Origin of the sequence: Aromatoleum petrolei, from assembly GCF_017894385.1 — a bacterium.
Taxonomy (GTDB): Bacteria; Pseudomonadota; Gammaproteobacteria; order Burkholderiales; family Rhodocyclaceae; genus Aromatoleum; species Aromatoleum petrolei.
In genome coordinates, this window is sequence record NZ_CP059560.1 from 3,570,866 (window position 1) to 3,588,559 (window position 17,694).

The following is a 17,694-nucleotide window of genomic DNA, read 5'->3' on the forward strand; positions in this document are numbered from 1 at the left end:
CCCGGGCACCGCCCGCAATCGCACCGGGAGCGTGCTCGGCGCTCTGTTAGAATCCCGCGCCATGAGCTATCAAGTTCTCGCCCGCAAGTGGCGGCCGAAATCCTTTGCGACGCTGGTTGGCCAGGAGCATGTCGTGCGCGCGCTCAGCCACGCGCTCGCGACCGGCCGGCTGCACCACGCCTGGCTGTTCACCGGCACTCGCGGCGTCGGCAAGACCACGATCTCCCGCATCCTCGCGAAGGCGCTGAATTGCGAGACCGGCGTCACGGCCGAGCCCTGCAACCAGTGCTCCGCCTGCCAGGCGATCGACGCCGACCGCTTCCCCGACTATGTCGAGATGGACGCCGCGTCGAACCGCGGCGTCGAGGACATGGCCGCGCTGCTCGACAAGGCCGTGTACGCGCCGGTGCAGGGGCGCTACAAGGTCTACATGATCGACGAAGTGCACATGCTCACCGGGCATGCGTTCAACGCGATGCTGAAGACGCTCGAGGAGCCGCCGGAACACGTCAAGTTCATCCTCGCGACCACCGATCCGCAGAAGATTCCCGTCACGGTGCTGTCGCGCTGCCTGCAGTTCAACCTCAAGCAGATGCCGCCGGGCCACATCGTCGAGCACCTGTCGCGCATCCTCGAGGCCGAGGCCATCCCCTTCGAGGCGCCGGCGCTGCGCCACCTCGCCAAGGCCGCCAACGGCTCGATGCGTGACGCGTTGTCGCTGCTCGACCAGGCGATCGCGCACGGCACCGGCAAGGTCGAGGAAGAGCAGGTCACCCACATGCTCGGCACGGTCGGTGACGACCACCTGTATGCCGTGCTCGATGCGCTCGCCGCCGGCGACGTCACGGCGCTGCTGGCGGTCGCCGACCGCATGGAAGCGCGCAGCCTCTCGTTCGATGCGGCGCTGCAGGCCCTCGCATCCCTGCTGCATCGCGCCGCTCTCGCGCAATTCGCCCCCGCCGCGATCTCCGACGAGGCCGAGCGCGCGCGCCTGCAACCCTACACCGAGGCCTTCGACGCCGAATTCCTGCAGCTCGCGTACCAGATCGCAATCCACGGCCGCGACGAACTGCCGCTCGCGCCCGACGACTACGCCGGCTTCACGATGACGCTGCTGCGCCTGCACGCCTTCCGTCCCGACATGCCGGCAGCCTTGGGCAGCCCTGCGACCGAAGGCGGAGGAGGGGGTGTCGCACGCGCCTTGCCGCCTGCCGCTGCGCGACCGCCGGCTGCATCGCACCCAGCCTCCGCGAGCGCCGCTCCCAGACCCGCTCAGCCGGCCGCCATCGCTCCCGCCGCGCTTGCCGTCGCGGAAGCGCCGGCTGCGTCGGCCGTGCCCGCCCGCGCCCCTGTGGCGCCTTCCCCTGGCGCCGCATCCGCGCCTCCTGCAACCCGGGCCGAAGCGCCGATCCCTGTGGAAGCCCGCCCCGAGCCTTCCAACTCGGTGCCACCCTGGGAGGATTTGCCGCCCGAAGCCTTCTTCGGCCAGAGCGCCGAACCGGCTGCGCCGGGGGGCGAGTCGCCGCGCGAGGTCGTGCCGGCTCCGCCCGTTGCGCGTTCCGCGCCGGTGGAGCGGCCCGAACAGGTGGCCCCGTCCGCTCCTCAGCCCCAAGCGCCCTCCGTGTCGCCGGCGCCGCCGACCGCCGACGGCGAGGCGGCGGGGGATTTCGCCGCCGGCAATTGGCACGGCCTCATTCGCCGGCTCGGTCTCGGCGGGCTCGTGCGCGAGTTCGCCCAGCACTGCGAGTGGCTGGGCTTTGCCGACGGCGTGATCGACCTGCGCCTGTCGAATGCCCATCGCCACCTCCTCGACATGAACCCGGGCGTGGTGGAGCGCATCCAGGATCAACTCGCTTCCCTGTATGGGGCGCCCCTCAAGCTGCGCGCCACGGTCGGCGCGATCGCCGGCGAAACTCCCGCGCAGCGCGACGAGGCCGATCGTCGTGCGCGCCGCGCCGAGGCCGTTGCAGCGCTCGAAAGCGATCCTTTCGTGCGCGAACTGATCGAACGATTCGACGCAACCCTCGTGGAAGCGTCGGTGAAACCACTTTGAATCCCCAATTGCGGAGAAACGCACCATGATGAAGGGCGGAATCGCCGGCCTGATGAAACAGGCCCAGCAGATGCAGGAAAACATGAAGAAGATGCAGGACCAGCTCGCGCTCGTCGAAGTCGAGGGCCAGGCGGGCGCCGGCATGGTCAAGATCCTCATGACCTGCAAGCACGACGTTCGTCGCGTCACCATCGACCCGTCGGTCATGGACGACAAGGAAATGCTCGAAGATCTCGTCGCCGCGGCGATGAACGACGCGGTGCGTCGTGCCGAGGCGACCACGCAGGAGAAGATGGCGGGCTTCACCGCCGGCCTCAACCTGCCGCCCGGGATGAAGCTCCCGTTCTGATGAGCTCCCCCTCGAGTCTCGACGAACTGATCGAGGCCCTGCGCGCGCTGCCTGGCGTCGGCCCGAAGTCGGCGCAACGCATGGCCTACCACCTGCTGCAGCGGGATCAGCGCGGCGCCGGACGGCTCGCGCGGGCGCTCTCGCACGCGCTCGAAGTGCTGCGCCACTGCGAGCGATGCAACACCTTCTCCGAGGCCGACATCTGCCAGCGCTGCGCCAACCCGCAGCGCGACCACTCGCTGCTATGCGTGGTCGAGATGCCGGCCGACCTCGCGATGATGGAGCAGACGCAGCTCTACAACGGCCTGTACTACGTCCTGATGGGACGCCTGTCGCCACTGGATGGTATCGGGCCGCGCGAGCTGCGGCTCGACAAGCTCCTCGCGCGCGCCGCGGACGACGATGTGAAGGAAGTGATCCTCGCAACCAACTTCACCAACGAAGGCGAAGCGACCGCCCACGTGATTGCCGAGCTCCTCGCCGCGCGCGGCGTGAAGGTGAGTCGCCTGTCGCGCGGCGTGCCCGTCGGCGGCGAGCTCGAACACACCGATACGGGAACGATTGCGCAGGCTCTGGTCGAGCGTCGCGCGCTCTGACAAAGAGGTTTGCTGCGTTGCGGAAGTTGCGCTGCAGCAAACGGTTTCCGGCGAATCCGCGCTGTCATGCGGGAGTGCATCCGGGGTCCATGTCAATGACATGAGCTCGGCATGACCTCTTTTTATGTATCAGGCTTTTTGCTAAAATCCCGCAGTTTTTTTGTATCCGGAAACGGGTTTCTTTTCAGGGATGAGGTCATGAGCGTGGATCAGAAGATGGACAGTGGCCGCCGGCAACTGCTTGTCGCGACGTCGGCCGCCGGTGGCGTGGCTGCGGTGGCGACGGCTGTGCCGTTCGTTGCCAGTCTGACGCCGTCGGAGCGTGCGAAGGCTGCAGGTGCGCCGGTCGAGGCGGATATCAGCAAGCTCGCGCCGGGCGAGATGATGACGGTTGAATGGCGTGGCAAGCCGGTGTGGATCCTGCGCCGGACCCCGGAAATGCTGGCTTCGCTCGACAAGACCGACGCCGCCGTGAGCGATCCGGAATCCGCCAAGGAGATGCAGCCGGAGTACGCGAAGAACAAGAGCCGCTCGATCAAACCCGAATACCTCATCGCCGTAGGAATCTGCACCCACCTCGGCTGCTCGCCCAGCGACAAGTTCAAGGTCGGCGCCGAGAGCGGCATGGGCGACGATTGGCACGGTGGCTTCCTGTGCCCCTGTCACGGTTCCAAGTTCGACCTTTCCGGTCGCGTGTACAAGAGCATGCCGGCGCCCGACAACCTCGAGGTGCCGCCGCACAAGTACCTTTCCGATACCACGATCCTCATCGGTGACGACTCCAAGGCCTAAGCGATGACCACAAAATCACAACAACTGCTCAACTGGGTCGACGAGCGTTTCCCGCTGACGTCCACCTGGAAGGCGCACCTGTCCGAGTACTACGCGCCCAAGAACTTCAACTTCTGGTACTTCTTCGGTTCGCTCGCGCTGCTGGTGCTGGTGATCCAGATCCTGACCGGCATCTTCCTGGTCATGCACTACAAGCCGGATGCCTCGCTCAACGCCTCGGGCATTCCCGTTGCATTCGCCAGCGTCGAGTACATCATGCGCGAAGTCCCGGGCGGCTGGCTGATCCGCTACCTGCACTCGACCGGCGCCTCCGCCTTCTTCATCGTCGTCTACCTGCACATGTTCCGCGGCCTGCTCTACGGTTCCTACCGCAAGCCGCGCGAACTGATCTGGATTTTCGGCACGCTGATCTTCCTGGCGCTGATGGCTGAAGCCTTCATGGGCTACCTGCTGCCGTGGGGCCAGATGTCGTTCTGGGGCGCGCAGGTCATCGTGAACCTGTTCTCGGCGATTCCGGTCATCGGCCCGGACCTGTCCGTCGTCATCCGCGGCGACTTCGTCGTGTCCGACGCCACGCTGAACCGCTTCTTCTCCTTCCACGTCATCGCCGTGCCGCTGGTGCTGATCGGCCTGGTGCTCGCGCACATCGTCGCGCTGCACGAAGTCGGCTCGAACAACCCCGACGGTGTCGAGATCAAGAAGAAGAAGGACGCCAACGGTATCCCGCTCGACGGCATCCCCTTCCATCCGTACTACACGGTGAAGGACATCGTCGGCGTAGTCGGCTTCCTGATCTTCTTCACGGCGATCGTGTTCTTCGCCCCGGAAGGCGGCGGCTACTTCCTCGAGTACAACAACTTCGTCCCCGCCGACCCGTTGAGGACCCCGCTGCACATCGCTCCGGTGTGGTACTTCACGCCCTTCTACTCGATCCTGCGCGCGGTGACCTATCCGCTGTTCGGCATCGACGCGAAGTTCTGGGGTGTTGTCGCGATGGGCGCTGCGGTCGTCATCATCGCCTTCCTGCCGTGGCTCGATCGTAGCCCGGTGAAGTCGATTCGCTACAAGGGCGGTCTGTTCAAGGGCATCCTCGCGGTCTTCATTGTCGCCTTCTTCATCCTCGGCTACCTCGGCGTTCTGCCGCCGACCCCGGGTCGTACTTTGGTGGCGCAGATCTGCTCGGTGATCTATTTCGCCTTCTTCCTGGCGATGCCCTGGTACAGCAAACTCGACAAGTGCAAACCCGAACCGGATAGGGTGACTTTCAAATGACTATCAACGTGATCAAGACCCTGAAGCGCCTGGCCGCTGCGGCGCTGTTCGCGCCGACGCTGGCGCTGGCTGCCGGTGCGGTGCTGCATCTCGACAAGGCGCCGGTGAGCAAGGATCCGGCCGCCCTGCAGGCGGGTGCGAAGACCTTCGTCAACTACTGCATGAACTGCCACAGCGCGAGCTTCGTACGCTACAACACGCTGACGCAGATCGGCCTGACCGAGCAGGAAATCCGCGACAACCTGATGTTCACGGGTGAGCGCATCGGGGACCTGATGAAGGTCTCGGCGAGTCCGAAGGAGCAGAAGGCCTGGTTCGGTGCGACCCCGCCCGACCTGACCCTGGTCGCGCGTCAGCGCGCATCGGAGTTTGGCAGCGGCGCCGACTGGCTCTACACCTACCTGCGCCAGTTCTATCGCGACCCGAATCGTCCGACGGGCTGGAACAACAAGGTGTTCGAGAACGTCGGCATGCCGCATGCGCTATGGGAACTGCAGGGCGAGCAGATCGGCAAGGTGACCGAGCATGATGGCGTGAAGTCGATCGAGCTCGAACTGGCGAAGCCCGGCAAGCTGTCGGCGCAGGAATACGACAAGACCGTCGCGGATCTCGTCTCCTTCCTCGTGTGGATGGGCGAGCCGGTCGCCGAGAAGCGCAAGACCATCGGCGTCGTCGTGCTGATCTTCCTGGCCGGCCTGTTCGCGCTCAGCTTCGCGCTGAAGAAGAACTACTGGAAGGACATTCATTGAACGTCGGCGCGAACTGATTCGGCGCCTTGAAGTCTGACGCACCACGCGTACCTCGCGTGGTGCGCTTTGTTTTTGTATCGGGAGCAGTAACACCATGATGAACCTCTATTCCGGCACCACCGATCCGTTCAGCCATCGCTGCCGGATCGTGCTGTTCGAGAAGGGGATGGACTTCGAAGTCATCGACGTCGATCTCTACAACAAACCGGAAGATATTGCCGTCATCAATCCGTACAACCGCGTGCCGGTTCTGGTGGATCGCGACCTCATCCTGTATGAGTCGAACATCATCAACGAGTACATCGATGAGCGCTTTCCGCATCCGCAGCTGATGCCGCCCGACCCGATCATGCGTGCCCGCGCACGCCAGCTGCTGCACACCTTCGAGCACGAGCTGTTCTCGCACATCGAGGCGCTGGAGAAGAACCAGAAGGGCACGGTCGAGAAGAGCCGCGCGCATGTGCGGGACCAGCTCGTCCAGCTCGCACCCATCTTCACGAAGCAGAAGTTCATGCTCGGCGACGAGTTCTCGATGCTCGACGTCGCGATCGCCCCGTTGCTGTGGCGTCTCGAGCACTACGGTATCGAGCTGCCAAAGGCGGCCGCGAACCTCATGAAGTACGCCGAACGCATCTTCAGCCGCCAGGGCTTCATCGACGCCCTGACACCGTCCGAAAAGGTAATGCGTCGTTGACGCGCAGGCGGCCCCGCCAGTCGGGGCCCCACGGATCCCATCCATGAGCAAGGTATCGACCAAACCCTACCTGGTGCGCGCCATCTACGACTGGTGTCTCGACCAGGGCTTCACGCCCTACATCGCGGTTGCCGTGGACGAACGCACCGTCGTTCCGCCCGGCTATGCGCGCGACGGGCAGATCGTGCTCAACCTCGCCCCGGACGCGACCAACCATCTGGTGATGGGCAACGACCTGATCACCTTCCAGGCCCGTTTCGGCGGCGTGGCACATGCGTTGTCCCTGCCGGTGGCCAATGTGCTGGCCATCTACGCACGCGAGAACGGGCATGGCATGGCCTTCGAGCAGGAAGTCGCGGGTAGCGAGCCGCTGGCCGACGAGGATGCGACGGACGAGGTCGGTTCCGACGCGGGTGACGGCGATGGGCCGGACACGCCGTCGGCGGCAGGGCGCAGCGCCAGTCGCAATCACCTCAAGGTCGTCAAGTAGCAGACCTTGGGGCGGGCGACCCTTCGCCGTGCGCGGCGAAGGGTGCTCAGCGGCGCCCGTCGAGGAAGGGAAAATGCTCCACCGGCGGACGACCGCCGCGGATGAGTTCGGTGAGCGCGCTCGCCGAACCGCAGGCAAGCGTCCATCCCAGTGTGCCGTGTCCGGTGTTGTACCACAGGCGTGACACGCGGCTGCGCCCGATCAGCGGAATATTGCCGGGGGTCGCCGGCCGCAGGCCGGTCCAGCGTTCCGCCCGAGCGAGGTCGACAGCGCCTGGAAAGCGCGCCTCGATCCAATCCAGAATTGCCTGGCAGCGTGCGGTGTTGATGGTCGTGTCGAAGCCGTTGAGCTCCGCAGTGCCGGCCACGCGCAGGCGCTCTCCGAGGCGCGAGCACACGATGCGGCGCGATTCGTCGGTGAGGCTGACGCTGGGCGCGCGCGCGGGATCGACGATGGGCGCGGTGATCGAATAGCCTTTCACCGGGTAAATCGGCAGCGTTTCGCCGAGAGGGGCGACGAGCGCGCGGCCGTAGCTCCCCAGGCAAACCACATAGGCATCGGCGGTCAGCGCACCCGCGCGGCCCTGCGCATCGCGCACCACGACTGCGTCGATGGCTCCGCTCGTGCGCGAGAGGCTGGTAATCGTCGTCTCGTAGTGAAAACGCACACCGCTTTCGGCGGCGAGCCGCGCCAGTCCCTGAGTGAAGCGGCAGGCGTCGCCCGATTCGTCGCCGGGTGCATACAGGCCGCCGGCGAGCTGGGCGCGCACGGCGCCGAGCGCCGGTTCGAGCGTCACGCACTCATCGGCCGCACAGGCGCGTGCGGCGATGCCGTAGGCGGCGAGCTCGGCGACCCGCGCGCGCGCGTGCGCGAATTCCGCCGGAGTGAAGAACAGGTGCAGGATGCCACGCTCGAGGTGGTCGTAGGAGAGGCCCGTCTCAGCGCGCAGCTCCCGCAGTTTCTGCCCGCTATGCACGGCGAGGCTGGCGATCGCCGCGGTGTTGCGGCGGGTGCGTCCGGGCAGGCATTCGCGCAGGAAGGACATGGCCCAGCGCCACTGCGCGCTGTCGGCATGGGGGCGGAACAGCAGCGGAGCGTCCTCGCGCCCGAGCCAGCGCAGTGCGGTGAGCGGCGCGCCGGGGTTGGCCCAGGGTTCCGGGTGGCTGATGGAGATCTGGCCGCCGTTGGCGCGGCTGGTTTCGAGTGCCGCCGCGGGCTCGCGGTCAACAACGCTGACTTCGAATCCGGCCCTGGCGAGATACCAAGCCGTCGTGACGCCGGTGACGCCGGCGCCGAGAACCAGAACGTGCATAGTGAGTGATCGGGTCTTGCGGTCGCCGGAAGGGCCGTGGCCGCCGCTGCGCGGGGAAGCCCGCGGGAAGTCGATCATAACCTCTTCGCGGGCTGCGGGTGCGCGGATCTTGATGCGCTCGGCCGCGGTACGCGGGATAATCCGCTTTTTCCAGCTTGCGCAACTATCCGCATCCGGCCCGGCCGGAGCCACAAGGAGTCATTTCATGCGACGCGTCACGCTAACCCAGTTCCTGATCGAGCAGCAGCGCGCGGGCCGGACCACGCCCGAGCTGCGCCTGCTGATCGAGGTCGTCGCCCGCGCCGTGAAGGCGATCAGCGTCAACGTGTCGAAGGGTGCGCTCGCCGGCGTCCTCGGCGAGGCGGGCACCGACAACGTGCAGGGCGAGGCTCAGAAGAAGCTGGATGTGATCGCCAACGAGATCCTGCTGCAGGCGAACGAGTGGGGCGGTCATCTGGCTGCGATGGCCTCGGAGGAGGTGGAGGAGGTGCACCAGATCCCCTTCGATTATCCGAAGGGCGGTTTCCTGCTGCTGTTCGATCCGCTCGACGGTTCGTCGAACATCGACGTGAACATCTCGGTCGGTACGATCTTCTCGGTGCTGCGCAATCCGGAGGGCGACGGCGAGCCGACGGAGCAGAACTTCCTGCAACCGGGCCGTGAGCAGGTTGCCGCGGGCTATGCGCTGTACGGGCCGTCGACGCAGCTGATCCTGACCGTGGGTAACGGCGTGCATGGTTTCACGTTGGACCGCGAGATGGGCAGTTTCATCTACACCCATCCCTTCATGACGGTGCCGGCCGAGACGCAGGAGTTCGCGATCAATGCGTCGAATGCGCGCTTCTGGGAGCCGCCGGTGCAACGCTACATCGGCGAGCTACAGGCGGGCAAGACGGGCCCGCGTGGCAAGGACTTCAACATGCGCTGGGTGGCGTCGATGGTCGCGGACGTGCACCGTATCCTGACGCGTGGCGGCATTTTCATGTATCCGCTGGACGAGAAGTGCCGCGACAAGGGTGGCAAGCTGCGCCTGATGTACGAGGCGAATCCGATGGCAATGATCATCGAGCAGGCGGGGGGCGCGGCGACGACGGGCCGCGAGCGCATCATGGACTTGCAGCCGACCAAGCTGCACCAGCGCGTGCCGGTGGTGTTGGGCTCGGCGGCGGAAGTCGAGCGTGTGACGAAGTATCACCTCGAGGGTTGAGCAAGGCGGGCGCCCCGTCGGGGCGCCCGCCCGAGTGCGGACCGGGAAGCCGAAGGCCGCGAGCGCCTGCCCGGCAGAGGGCGCCGGACCGCGGGCTCGATCACGTAGGCACCGACCCGACGCTTCTTGATCGGGAACGCCGCCCCTTACCCCGACCGTCGTCCCTCGCCGGTCCGGATCTCTATCGTCTTCTCGTCCTTGACGACCTCCATGACGACGTAGGTGTGCGTCTGCTTGACGCACGGCAGCTCGGAGATTTTCTCGCCCAGCACGCTACGGTAGGTCTGGATATCGCGTGTGCGCACCGTCAGCAGGTAGTCGAAGTCGCCCGCGATCATCTGGCAGGTCTGGATCTCGGGGATGCGCTGGACTGCTTCGTTGAAGAGCTTCAGTTCATGCGCGGTCGTGCCGCTCAGCAGCACCTGCACGATCACGACGTGCGAGCGGTCCATCGCGACCGGGTCCAGGTCCGCATGGTAGCCGCGGATGACGCCGCTTTCCTCCAGCTTGCGCACCCGCTCGGCGCACGGCGTCTTGCTCAGGCCGACGCGGCGCGCGAGCTCGACGAATGACAGGCGGGCATCCTTCTGCAATTCGGCGAGAATCTTGAAATCTATGCGGTCCATTCCATTCGCTTGCAGGTCGATCGTCTGAGGAAATCTATTTCCGCAGGAATTATGACTTATTGGAAGCGAATTTCGGAGCCATAAACTACGATTCCGGGTGAAGAATCGGGTTTTCGACGGGCGGCTTCGCCCGTCCGGGCCGGCGGCTGGAGACCCCGCCGGGAATCCTTTGCGGAGTTTTCGCCCATGAGCACCTACAACAAGCCTGACCTCCTCGCCGCCATCCCGGACCAGCCGCGTTCCGAACTGCGCCGGCGCATCTTCGACGCCTATCGTAGCCCCGAGCCGCAATGCGTGCCCCCGCTCGTCGACGCCGCCCGCGTCGACGCGGCCCTGCAGCGGCGCATCCACGATCTCGCGCGTCAGCTCGTCGTCGGCCTGCGCTCGAAACGCGCCCGTTCCAGCGGCGTCGATGCGCTGATGAAGGAGTTCTCGCTGTCGAGTCAGGAAGGCGTCGCGCTGATGTGCCTCGCCGAGGCGCTGCTGCGGGTGCCCGACAAGGTCACCGCCGACCGCCTGATCCGCGACAAGCTGTCGCGCGGCGACTGGCGTGCCCACCTCGGTCAGAGCCCGTCGCTGTTCGTGAATGCGGCGACCTGGGGCCTACTGATCACCGGTCGGCTGGTCGCAACGCGCAGCGAGGAAGGGCTCGCGAGCGCGCTTTCGAAACTGCTGACGCGTGGCGGCGAGCCGCTGATCCGCAAGGGCATGGATCTCGCGATGCGCCTGCTGGGCGAGCAGTTCGTGACCGGACGCACGATCGAGGAGGCCCTCGAGCGCGGCGCCGAGCGCGAGACGCGCGGCTATCGCTATTCCTTCGACATGCTCGGCGAGGCCGCCATGACGGCGGCCGACGCGCAGCGCTACTACGACGACTACGAGCACGCGATCCACGCGATCGGCAACTCCTCCGCGAAGCGCGGCGTGGTCCAGGGCAACGGCATCTCGGTGAAGCTCTCGGCGCTGCATCCGCGCTACAACTGGGCGCAACGCGAGCGTGTGCTCGACGAGCTGCTGCCGAAACTCAAGCAGCTGTGCGTGCTGGCACGCGGCTACGACATCGGCCTCAACATTGACGCCGAAGAGGCCGACCGCCTCGACATTTCCCTCGACCTGCTCGAAGCACTGGTCGAGGACCCCGATCTCGGCGGCTGGGACGGCATCGGCTTCGTCGTGCAGGCCTACCAGAAGCGCGCCCCCTTCGCGATCGACTGGATCGTCGATCTCGCCCGCCGCAACGAGCGGCGCCTGATGGTACGCCTCGTCAAGGGCGCCTACTGGGACGCCGAGATCAAGCGCGCGCAGATCGACGGCCTGGAGGGCTATCCCGTCTATACGCGCAAGGTGTACTCAGACGTGTCCTATCTTGCCTGCGCGAAGCAACTGCTCGCCGCGCGCGACGTGATCTACCCGCAGTTCGCCACCCACAATGCGCACTCGATGGCCTCCGTCATGCACATGGCGGAGGGTGACTACCGCGACGGCGAATACGAGTTCCAGTGCCTGCACGGCATGGGCGAGCCGCTGTACGACCAGATCGTCGGCGATCCCGCGCTGCGCCGCATGGTGCGGATTTATGCGCCGGTGGGCAGCCACGAGACGCTGCTCGCCTATCTGGTCCGTCGCCTGCTCGAGAACGGCGCCAACACCAGTTTCGTGAACCTGATTGTGGACGAGAACGTGCCGGTCGAGGAGCTCGTCCGCGACCCGGTGGCGCTGGCCGAGCCGCTCGCCGGTTCGCCGCATCCGCGCATTCCGCTGCCGAAGGATCTGTACGGACAAGGGCGGCGCAATTCACAGGGCTTCGACCTGTCGAGCGAACCGGTGCGTTCCTCCATCGCTGCCGCGCTGGCGCACAGCCGCAGGCAGCGTCACTCGGCGGGGCCGCTGGTGGCCGGTCTGGTGATCCAGGGGGCGCCACAGCCGGTGCGCAATCCGGCCGACCTCGAGGACGTGGTCGGGGAGGTCATCGAGGCGGACCTGGCCGAGGTCGAGGCGGCACTGCGCGCGGCCGAAGCGGCTGCCCACGATTGGGCGGCGCGCCTGCCGGTGCAGCGCGCAGAGTGCCTCGAGCGCACCGCCGATCTGCTCGAACGCGACGGGCCGGCGCTGATCGCGCTCGCGGTGCGCGAGGCAGGCAAGTCGTGGTCGAACGCCATCGCCGAGCTGCGCGAGGCGGTGGATTTCTGTCGCTACTACGCGCAGCAGGCGCGTGAGCTGGACAACGCACAGCACCTGCCGCTCGGGCCGGTGCTGTGCATCAGCCCGTGGAACTTCCCGCTGGCGATCTTCGCCGGGCAAGTCGCCGCGGCACTCGTGGCCGGCAATCCGGTGCTGGCGAAGCCGGCGGAGCAGACGCCGCTGATCGCCGCCTGGGCGGTGCGCCTGTTCCGTGAGGCGGGCGTGCCGGACGCGGTCGTGCAGCTGCTGCCCGGCCGCGGCGAGGTCGTGGGCGCGGCGCTGGTGCGCGATGCGCGCGTGCGCGGCGTGATGTTCACCGGCTCGACCGAGGTCGCGATGATCATCAACCGCACGCTCGCCGAGCGTGGGGGTGACGTGCCGCTGATCGCCGAGACGGGCGGCCAGAACGCGATGATCGTCGATTCCACGGCGCTGCCCGAGCAGGTCGTCGGCGACGTGCTCGCGTCGAGTTTCGATTCCGCCGGCCAGCGCTGTTCAGCCCTGCGCGTGCTGTGCCTGCAGGAGGACATCGCGGACCGCGTGATCGAGATGATCGAAGGGGCGGTGCGCGAGCTGACGGTTGGCAACACCGCCGACGTGCGTGCGGACATCGGTCCGGTGATCGACGCCGAGGCGCAGGCCGGACTGCTTGCGCACATCGAGGCGATGCGCAAGGCCGGCGCGAAGGTGTTCCAGCTGCCCGTGCCTGCCGACTGCGCGAAGGGGACCTTCGTGCCGCCGACGATGATCGAGATCCGTTCCCTGTCGCAGTTGCAGCGCGAGGTCTTCGGCCCGGTGCTGCATGTGCTGCGCTTCCCCGCGCGCGAGCTGATGCGCGTCGTCGACGAGGTGAACGCCACCGGCTACGGCCTGACGCTGGGTATCCATTCGCGCATCGACGAAACCATCAACGACGTCGTCGCGCGCGCCCATGTCGGCAACATCTACGTCAATCGCAACATGATCGGTGCCGTTGTCGGCGTGCAGCCCTTCGGCGGCGAAGGGCGCTCGGGCACCGGACCGAAGGCGGGCGGGCCGCTGTACCTGCATCGTCTGCTGCGCCGCAGCCCGGGCGTGGAGTTCCCGACGGCGACCGCGGTGCCGGACCTGTTCGAGCGTTTCGCCGCGTGGGTCGACGAGGCCGGGCGGGCGCTCGTGGAGGGCGACGACACGATGGCGCTGCGCCTGCGTGCGGAAGCCTACCGCAGCCATCATCTCGCCAACCTGCGGCTCGCACTCCCCGGGCCGACCGGCGAGGACAACAGCCTGAGTTTCCGGCCGCGCGGCACGGTGGCGGCGGTGGCGGGTTCGATGGCCGGCTACTTCCACCAGTTGATGGCGGCGCTCGCGACCGGCAACGGCCTCGTGCTGGGCGACGATGCGCTCGCGCGCCGGTTCGTGGACGCACTCCCGGCTGAGATCGCGCGCTGCGTGCGTGTCGACGCGAAGTGGTTCGACGGCGAATTCGGGGCGCTGCTGTTCGACGGTGACGAGGGTGCAGCGGACGAGTGGCGCGTGCGCCTTGCGCGGCGCGACGGGCCGATCCTGCCGCTGGTACGTCCGCTGCCCGAGTACGACCTCGGTCGGCTGGTGGCCGAGCGCACGCTCAGCATCAACACCGCGGCCGCTGGCGGCAATGCGAGCCTGATGGCGATGGGCAACTGAGGACGGGTAGTCTCAATATATCCGTTCGGACCGAGCCTGTCGAAGGCATCTCGCACGCTTTCGACAGCCTCAACCCGAACGGTATTCGTCGCCCGATTTATGAGGTGACGGAGCGCCGCAGCGTCGGTCCGGGACGCACGGGGTGCGGCCGTGGCCGGTACAATCCGGGCATGACCGTCCGTCGCGTCCGAGTGTCCGGTGCGCGCGTGCTTGCCGCGCTGTGCCTTGCCGTGCTGCAGCCCCTCGCGGCGGCGCAGCAGCCGCTGCGCGTGCAGCTCGAGGCCCCCGAAGGGGTGCGTCCGCTGCTCGAGCGGCACCTGCGCATCCTTAATCGCAGCGACCAGACCCTGCCCGCCGAGCGTGCCGACCGCGTGGCGCTCGCCCGCCGGGCGCGGCGCGAAGCAACTGAGCTGCTTGCGACCGAGGGCTATTTCTCACCCGAGGTGAAGCTGGAGCGCGAGGACGAGGACGACTGGAAGCTCACCGTCGTGCCCGGCACCGCAGCGAAAGTCGTCGCCGTCGACGTCCGGTTCGAGGGCGCGCTGGCCGGCGAGGGCGAGGCGCTCGCGGCGCGGCGCGTGCAGCTCAGGAATGCCTGGGCGCTCGCCGCCGGGCAGGTGTTCCGCCAGTCAGCCTGGGACGACGCCAAGCGGCGCCTGCTCGACGACGTCTCCTCGCGCGATTACGCGGCCGCGCGGATCGCCGAAAGCCGCGCGGAGGTCGATCCGGATGCAGCGACCGTGCGCCTGGCCGTCACCGTCGATTCGGGGCCGCCCTTCTTCCTCGGCCCCATCGAGGTGTCGGGTCTGAAGCATCTCCCGCCCGATCTGGTGGCGCGCTTCAACCGGCTGCAGCCAGGCCGCCCGTTCAACCAGGACGAATTGCTGGCGCTGCAGGGCACGCTGCAGAACGTCCCGCAGTTCGCATCCGTGGTGGTCGACATCGAGCGGGACCCTGCGCTCGCCGCGGCCGTGCCGGTGCGGGTGCAGGTCTCCGAGGCGCGTTCGCGCCAGCTCGGTTTCGGCGCCGGCTATTCGAGCAATACCGGCTTCCGCGGCGAGATCAGCTGGCGCGACGTGAACCTCTTCGGTCGCGGCTGGGAGCTCGCGAGCGCGCTGCGGGTGGAGCAGTTGCGTCAGTCGTTGTTTGCCGACGTGTTCCTGCCGCCGGCGTCGGAAGGCCATCGCGACAGCGTCGGCGCGGCGGCCGAACGCAGTACCGTCGAGGGGCTGACACTGACGACCCAGGCGGTGGGGGTGGCGCGTACGAACACGCGCGCGATGGCGGGCGGCACGATAGACACGCGGCTCGCGCTGCGCCTGCAGCAGGAGGAGCGCAAGCTCGACGGCGGCGACACGACCCGGCACAAGGCGCTGACGCTGAATTGGTCGTGGACGCGGCGCATGGTCGATGACGCGCTCGATCCGCGCCGCGGCGACGTGCTGCAGGTCGAGATCGGCGGCGGTTCGCGGGCGTTGCTGTCGGACCAGAACTTCGTGCGCCTGTATGGCCGATACGTGCGCTACGTGCCGGTGGCCACGCGCGACGTGCTGATCCTGCGCGCGGAAGGCGGCGCGACGCTGGCGAAGGGCCGCGACGGCGTGCCGCAGGACTTCCTCTTCCGTACCGGCGGTACGCAGACCGTGCGCGGCTATGCCTACCAGAGCCTCGGTGTGCGGGAGGCGGACGCGATCGTCGGCGGGCGCTACCTCGCTGCGGCGAGCGCGGAGTACGTGCATTGGTTCGGGCCGCAATGGGGGGCAGCGGCCTTCGTCGATGCGGGCGATGCGGCGGACGACCGCGACATCTTTGAGCTGAAGAAGGGTTATGGCGTGGGGGCGCGCTGGAAGAGTCCGGCCGGCCCGCTCGCCCTCGATCTCGCGTGGGGGCAGGCGGAGCGGCGCCTGCGCTTGCACTTCGGCATCGCGATCGCGTTCTGACCCAAGCTCGAACGGGATTCCTTTCGGAGGAGCCGCCTCACTCCCCGTTGCGTGCCATTACCCAGTTCACGAAATGGGGCGCGGGCATCGCCCGGGCGTAAAGGAAGCCCTGCGCGAGGTCGCAGCCCATGCGCTGGAGCTCGTCTGCCGTGGATTGGTCCTCGACCCCTTCGGCCACCACGCGCATGCCGAAGCCGTGCGCGAGTGCCTGCACCGTGGCGACGATCGCATGGTCGCGGGTCGAGCTCAGCATGTCGCGCACGAAGAGCTGGTCGATCTTGAGCTCGCTGACCGGCAGGTCGCGCATGTAGGCGAACGAGGAAAAGCCCGTGCCGAAGTCGTCCAGCGAGACGCCGCAGCCAAGCGCACGCAGGGCCTGGATCACGCGCCCGGCGCGATCGCGGTCGGAAATGAGTGCGCCTTCGGTCACCTCGAGTACGAGGCTGGGCGCCGGCACTCGCCAGGTCGCGAGGGCCTGGGAGACCAGGTGAGGGAGGTCCTCGTCGTGCAGGTCTTCGGCGACGAGGTTGAGCGATACGGGGATGTCGATGCCCAGGGCAGCGAGCTCGGACAATGTCCGCACCGTCTGGCCGAGGATCCAGCGCGACAGGTCGGGCATCAGCCCGAGGCGGCAGGCGATGTCGATGATCTTCGGCGGGGATACCCATTCGCCGTCGTCGCGCTGCCAGCGCAGCAGCGCCTCGGCGCCAGCGCAGCGGCCGGTGGGGAGGTGGATCTGCGGTTGCAGCCAGACCTCGAACGGTGGATGCGCGATGGTGCGCGCGATGTCGCGCTCGAGGTCGAGTTCGTGCTCCATGCGCGCGATCATGTCGGCGTGGAAGCACACCACCGGCATGTCGGCGCGGATCGCGCGAAGCAGCGCGGCGCGGGCAGCGTGCTCAAGATCGTGGGCCGTGTCGCCGTCGTCGGGGGCGCACGCGGTGCCCGCATGGATCGCGCCGCGCAGGTGCGGGATGCCGTGTTCGGGCGAGCGTTCGCAGATCTCGATCAGCTTGCGCGCGGCCAGTTGCACCTGTCCGGTGCTGCGCAGCTCGGGCATGATCAGCGCCCATTCCTGATCGGCGATCGAGCACAGCATGTCGACCGGGCGTATCGCGCTGCTCATGACATCGCTGAGTTGCCTGCGCAGCCGGTCGCGCTGGGCGCTGAGCTGTTGCGGACTTCCCGCTCCCCAGGTGACGTGCAGGAGCAGCAGCCCGACCGGTTTTCGCTCCACCTGATTCATCCAGCGTTCGAGCGTGTGTACGAACTGCGTGCGCGTGGGCAGGCCGGTGAGCAGGTCGACTCCCTCGCCTGCCGCCAGGCGCTGGTCCACGCGTGCGAGCGCGGCGGTTGCCAGTGTCGCCTGTACGGCCTGTGCGAGCTTCGCGGCCGCGACGACGATGTCGCAATCCGCATTCCCCGGCGGGTTGCCGTCGGCCCGCAGCGCCGAGCGTACCGCCTCGATCAGGCAGGCGCACGCTGTGGCCGGCAGGGTCGGGGGGCTGCCGTGCTGCTGACAGTCGAGCCATGTCGCGGCGAGCGAGTCGAACCATTCGTCCGTACCCCACTGCGGCCGGTCGAGTAGCCGCGCATACAGCACGGTATCGACGGGTGCAGGCGGATAGGCGTTGTTGTGCGCGACGCTCGCGGCAAACGCGGTGTCGAGCGCGCCGGCCGGGACGGTCAGCGCGAACGCCCGCAAGGCCGCTGCGTCGGCCGTGGAAAACGCCACCGCAGCGAGTGCGTCGGCGGCTCGGCTCGGGGG

At 67.5% G+C, this 17,694-nt stretch carries 14 protein-coding genes; 11 read left to right on the forward strand and 3 right to left on the reverse strand.

The window, feature by feature from the left end:
- Positions 1–61 precede the first annotated feature (61 nt).
- The 8 genes from dnaX to ToN1_RS16360 all read left to right on the forward strand — a co-directional run bounded on the left by dnaX (position 62) and on the right by ToN1_RS16360 (position 6,995).
- Positions 62–2,053, forward strand: a complete 1,992-nt coding sequence (gene dnaX, locus ToN1_RS16325) for a DNA polymerase III subunit gamma/tau (RefSeq protein ID WP_169204378.1) — start codon at positions 62–64, stop codon at positions 2,051–2,053.
- 25 nt (positions 2,054–2,078) lie between these two features.
- Positions 2,079–2,402 (forward strand): YbaB/EbfC family nucleoid-associated protein, encoded by a 324-nt coding sequence (locus tag ToN1_RS16330; RefSeq protein WP_121427542.1) that lies wholly within the window; start codon positions 2,079–2,081, stop codon positions 2,400–2,402.
- Positions 2,402–2,998: a recombination mediator RecR gene (gene recR, locus ToN1_RS16335; protein WP_169204379.1), complete on the forward strand. Its 597-nt coding sequence runs from the start codon at positions 2,402–2,404 to the stop codon at positions 2,996–2,998. The genes ToN1_RS16330 and recR overlap by 1 nt, the downstream gene beginning before the upstream one ends.
- A gap of 198 nt (positions 2,999–3,196) precedes the next feature.
- On the forward strand, positions 3,197–3,790 hold the full coding sequence (petA, locus tag ToN1_RS16340) for a ubiquinol-cytochrome c reductase iron-sulfur subunit (protein ID WP_169204380.1): 594 nt from the start codon (positions 3,197–3,199) through the stop codon (positions 3,788–3,790).
- 3 nt (positions 3,791–3,793) lie between these two features.
- Positions 3,794–5,062: a cytochrome b gene (locus tag ToN1_RS16345; RefSeq protein WP_169204381.1), complete on the forward strand. Its 1,269-nt coding sequence runs from the start codon at positions 3,794–3,796 to the stop codon at positions 5,060–5,062.
- Positions 5,059–5,811, forward strand: a complete 753-nt coding sequence (locus ToN1_RS16350) for a cytochrome c1 (protein ID WP_169204382.1) — start codon at positions 5,059–5,061, stop codon at positions 5,809–5,811. Before ToN1_RS16345 ends, ToN1_RS16350 begins: the two co-directional genes overlap by 4 nt.
- Positions 5,812–5,905: 94 nt before the next feature.
- The gene (locus ToN1_RS16355; protein ID WP_169204383.1) at positions 5,906–6,505 is read left to right on the forward strand and encodes a glutathione S-transferase N-terminal domain-containing protein; all 600 of its coding nucleotides are present in this window, start codon (positions 5,906–5,908) and stop codon (positions 6,503–6,505) included.
- Between the two features lie 43 nt (positions 6,506–6,548).
- A complete protein-coding gene (locus ToN1_RS16360; RefSeq protein WP_169204384.1) occupies positions 6,549–6,995 on the forward strand; it encodes a ClpXP protease specificity-enhancing factor in 447 nt (148 codons plus the stop codon).
- Positions 6,996–7,041: 46 nt separating this feature from the next.
- Here the strand turns inward: ToN1_RS16360 and ToN1_RS16365 are convergent, their stop codons facing one another.
- Positions 7,042–8,307, reverse strand: a complete 1,266-nt coding sequence (locus ToN1_RS16365; protein ID WP_169204385.1) for a D-amino acid dehydrogenase — start codon at positions 8,305–8,307, stop codon at positions 7,042–7,044.
- Positions 8,308–8,512: 205 nt separating this feature from the next.
- Here ToN1_RS16365 and ToN1_RS16370 point away from each other — a divergent pair, with 205 nt between their 5' ends.
- On the forward strand, positions 8,513–9,514 hold the full coding sequence (locus tag ToN1_RS16370) for a class 1 fructose-bisphosphatase (protein WP_169204386.1): 1,002 nt from the start codon (positions 8,513–8,515) through the stop codon (positions 9,512–9,514).
- Between the two features lie 146 nt (positions 9,515–9,660).
- Here the strand turns inward: ToN1_RS16370 and ToN1_RS16375 are convergent, their stop codons facing one another.
- Complete coding sequence (locus ToN1_RS16375; protein WP_169204387.1) at positions 9,661–10,140, reverse strand: winged helix-turn-helix transcriptional regulator; 480 nt, start codon at positions 10,138–10,140, stop codon at positions 9,661–9,663.
- A 186-nt stretch (positions 10,141–10,326) separates the two neighbouring features.
- Here ToN1_RS16375 and putA point away from each other — a divergent pair, with 186 nt between their 5' ends.
- Positions 10,327–13,986, forward strand: a complete 3,660-nt coding sequence (gene putA / locus ToN1_RS16380) for a trifunctional transcriptional regulator/proline dehydrogenase/L-glutamate gamma-semialdehyde dehydrogenase (protein ID WP_169204388.1) — start codon at positions 10,327–10,329, stop codon at positions 13,984–13,986.
- A gap of 170 nt (positions 13,987–14,156) precedes the next feature.
- Complete coding sequence (locus tag ToN1_RS16385; protein ID WP_169204389.1) at positions 14,157–15,926, forward strand: autotransporter assembly complex protein TamA; 1,770 nt, start codon at positions 14,157–14,159, stop codon at positions 15,924–15,926.
- Between the two features lie 37 nt (positions 15,927–15,963).
- On the opposite strand, the gene ToN1_RS16390 is transcribed toward ToN1_RS16385, so the two are convergent.
- Positions 15,964–17,661, reverse strand: a complete 1,698-nt coding sequence (locus ToN1_RS16390) for a putative bifunctional diguanylate cyclase/phosphodiesterase (protein ID WP_169204390.1) — start codon at positions 17,659–17,661, stop codon at positions 15,964–15,966.
- Between the last annotated feature and the right edge of the window lie 33 nt (positions 17,662–17,694).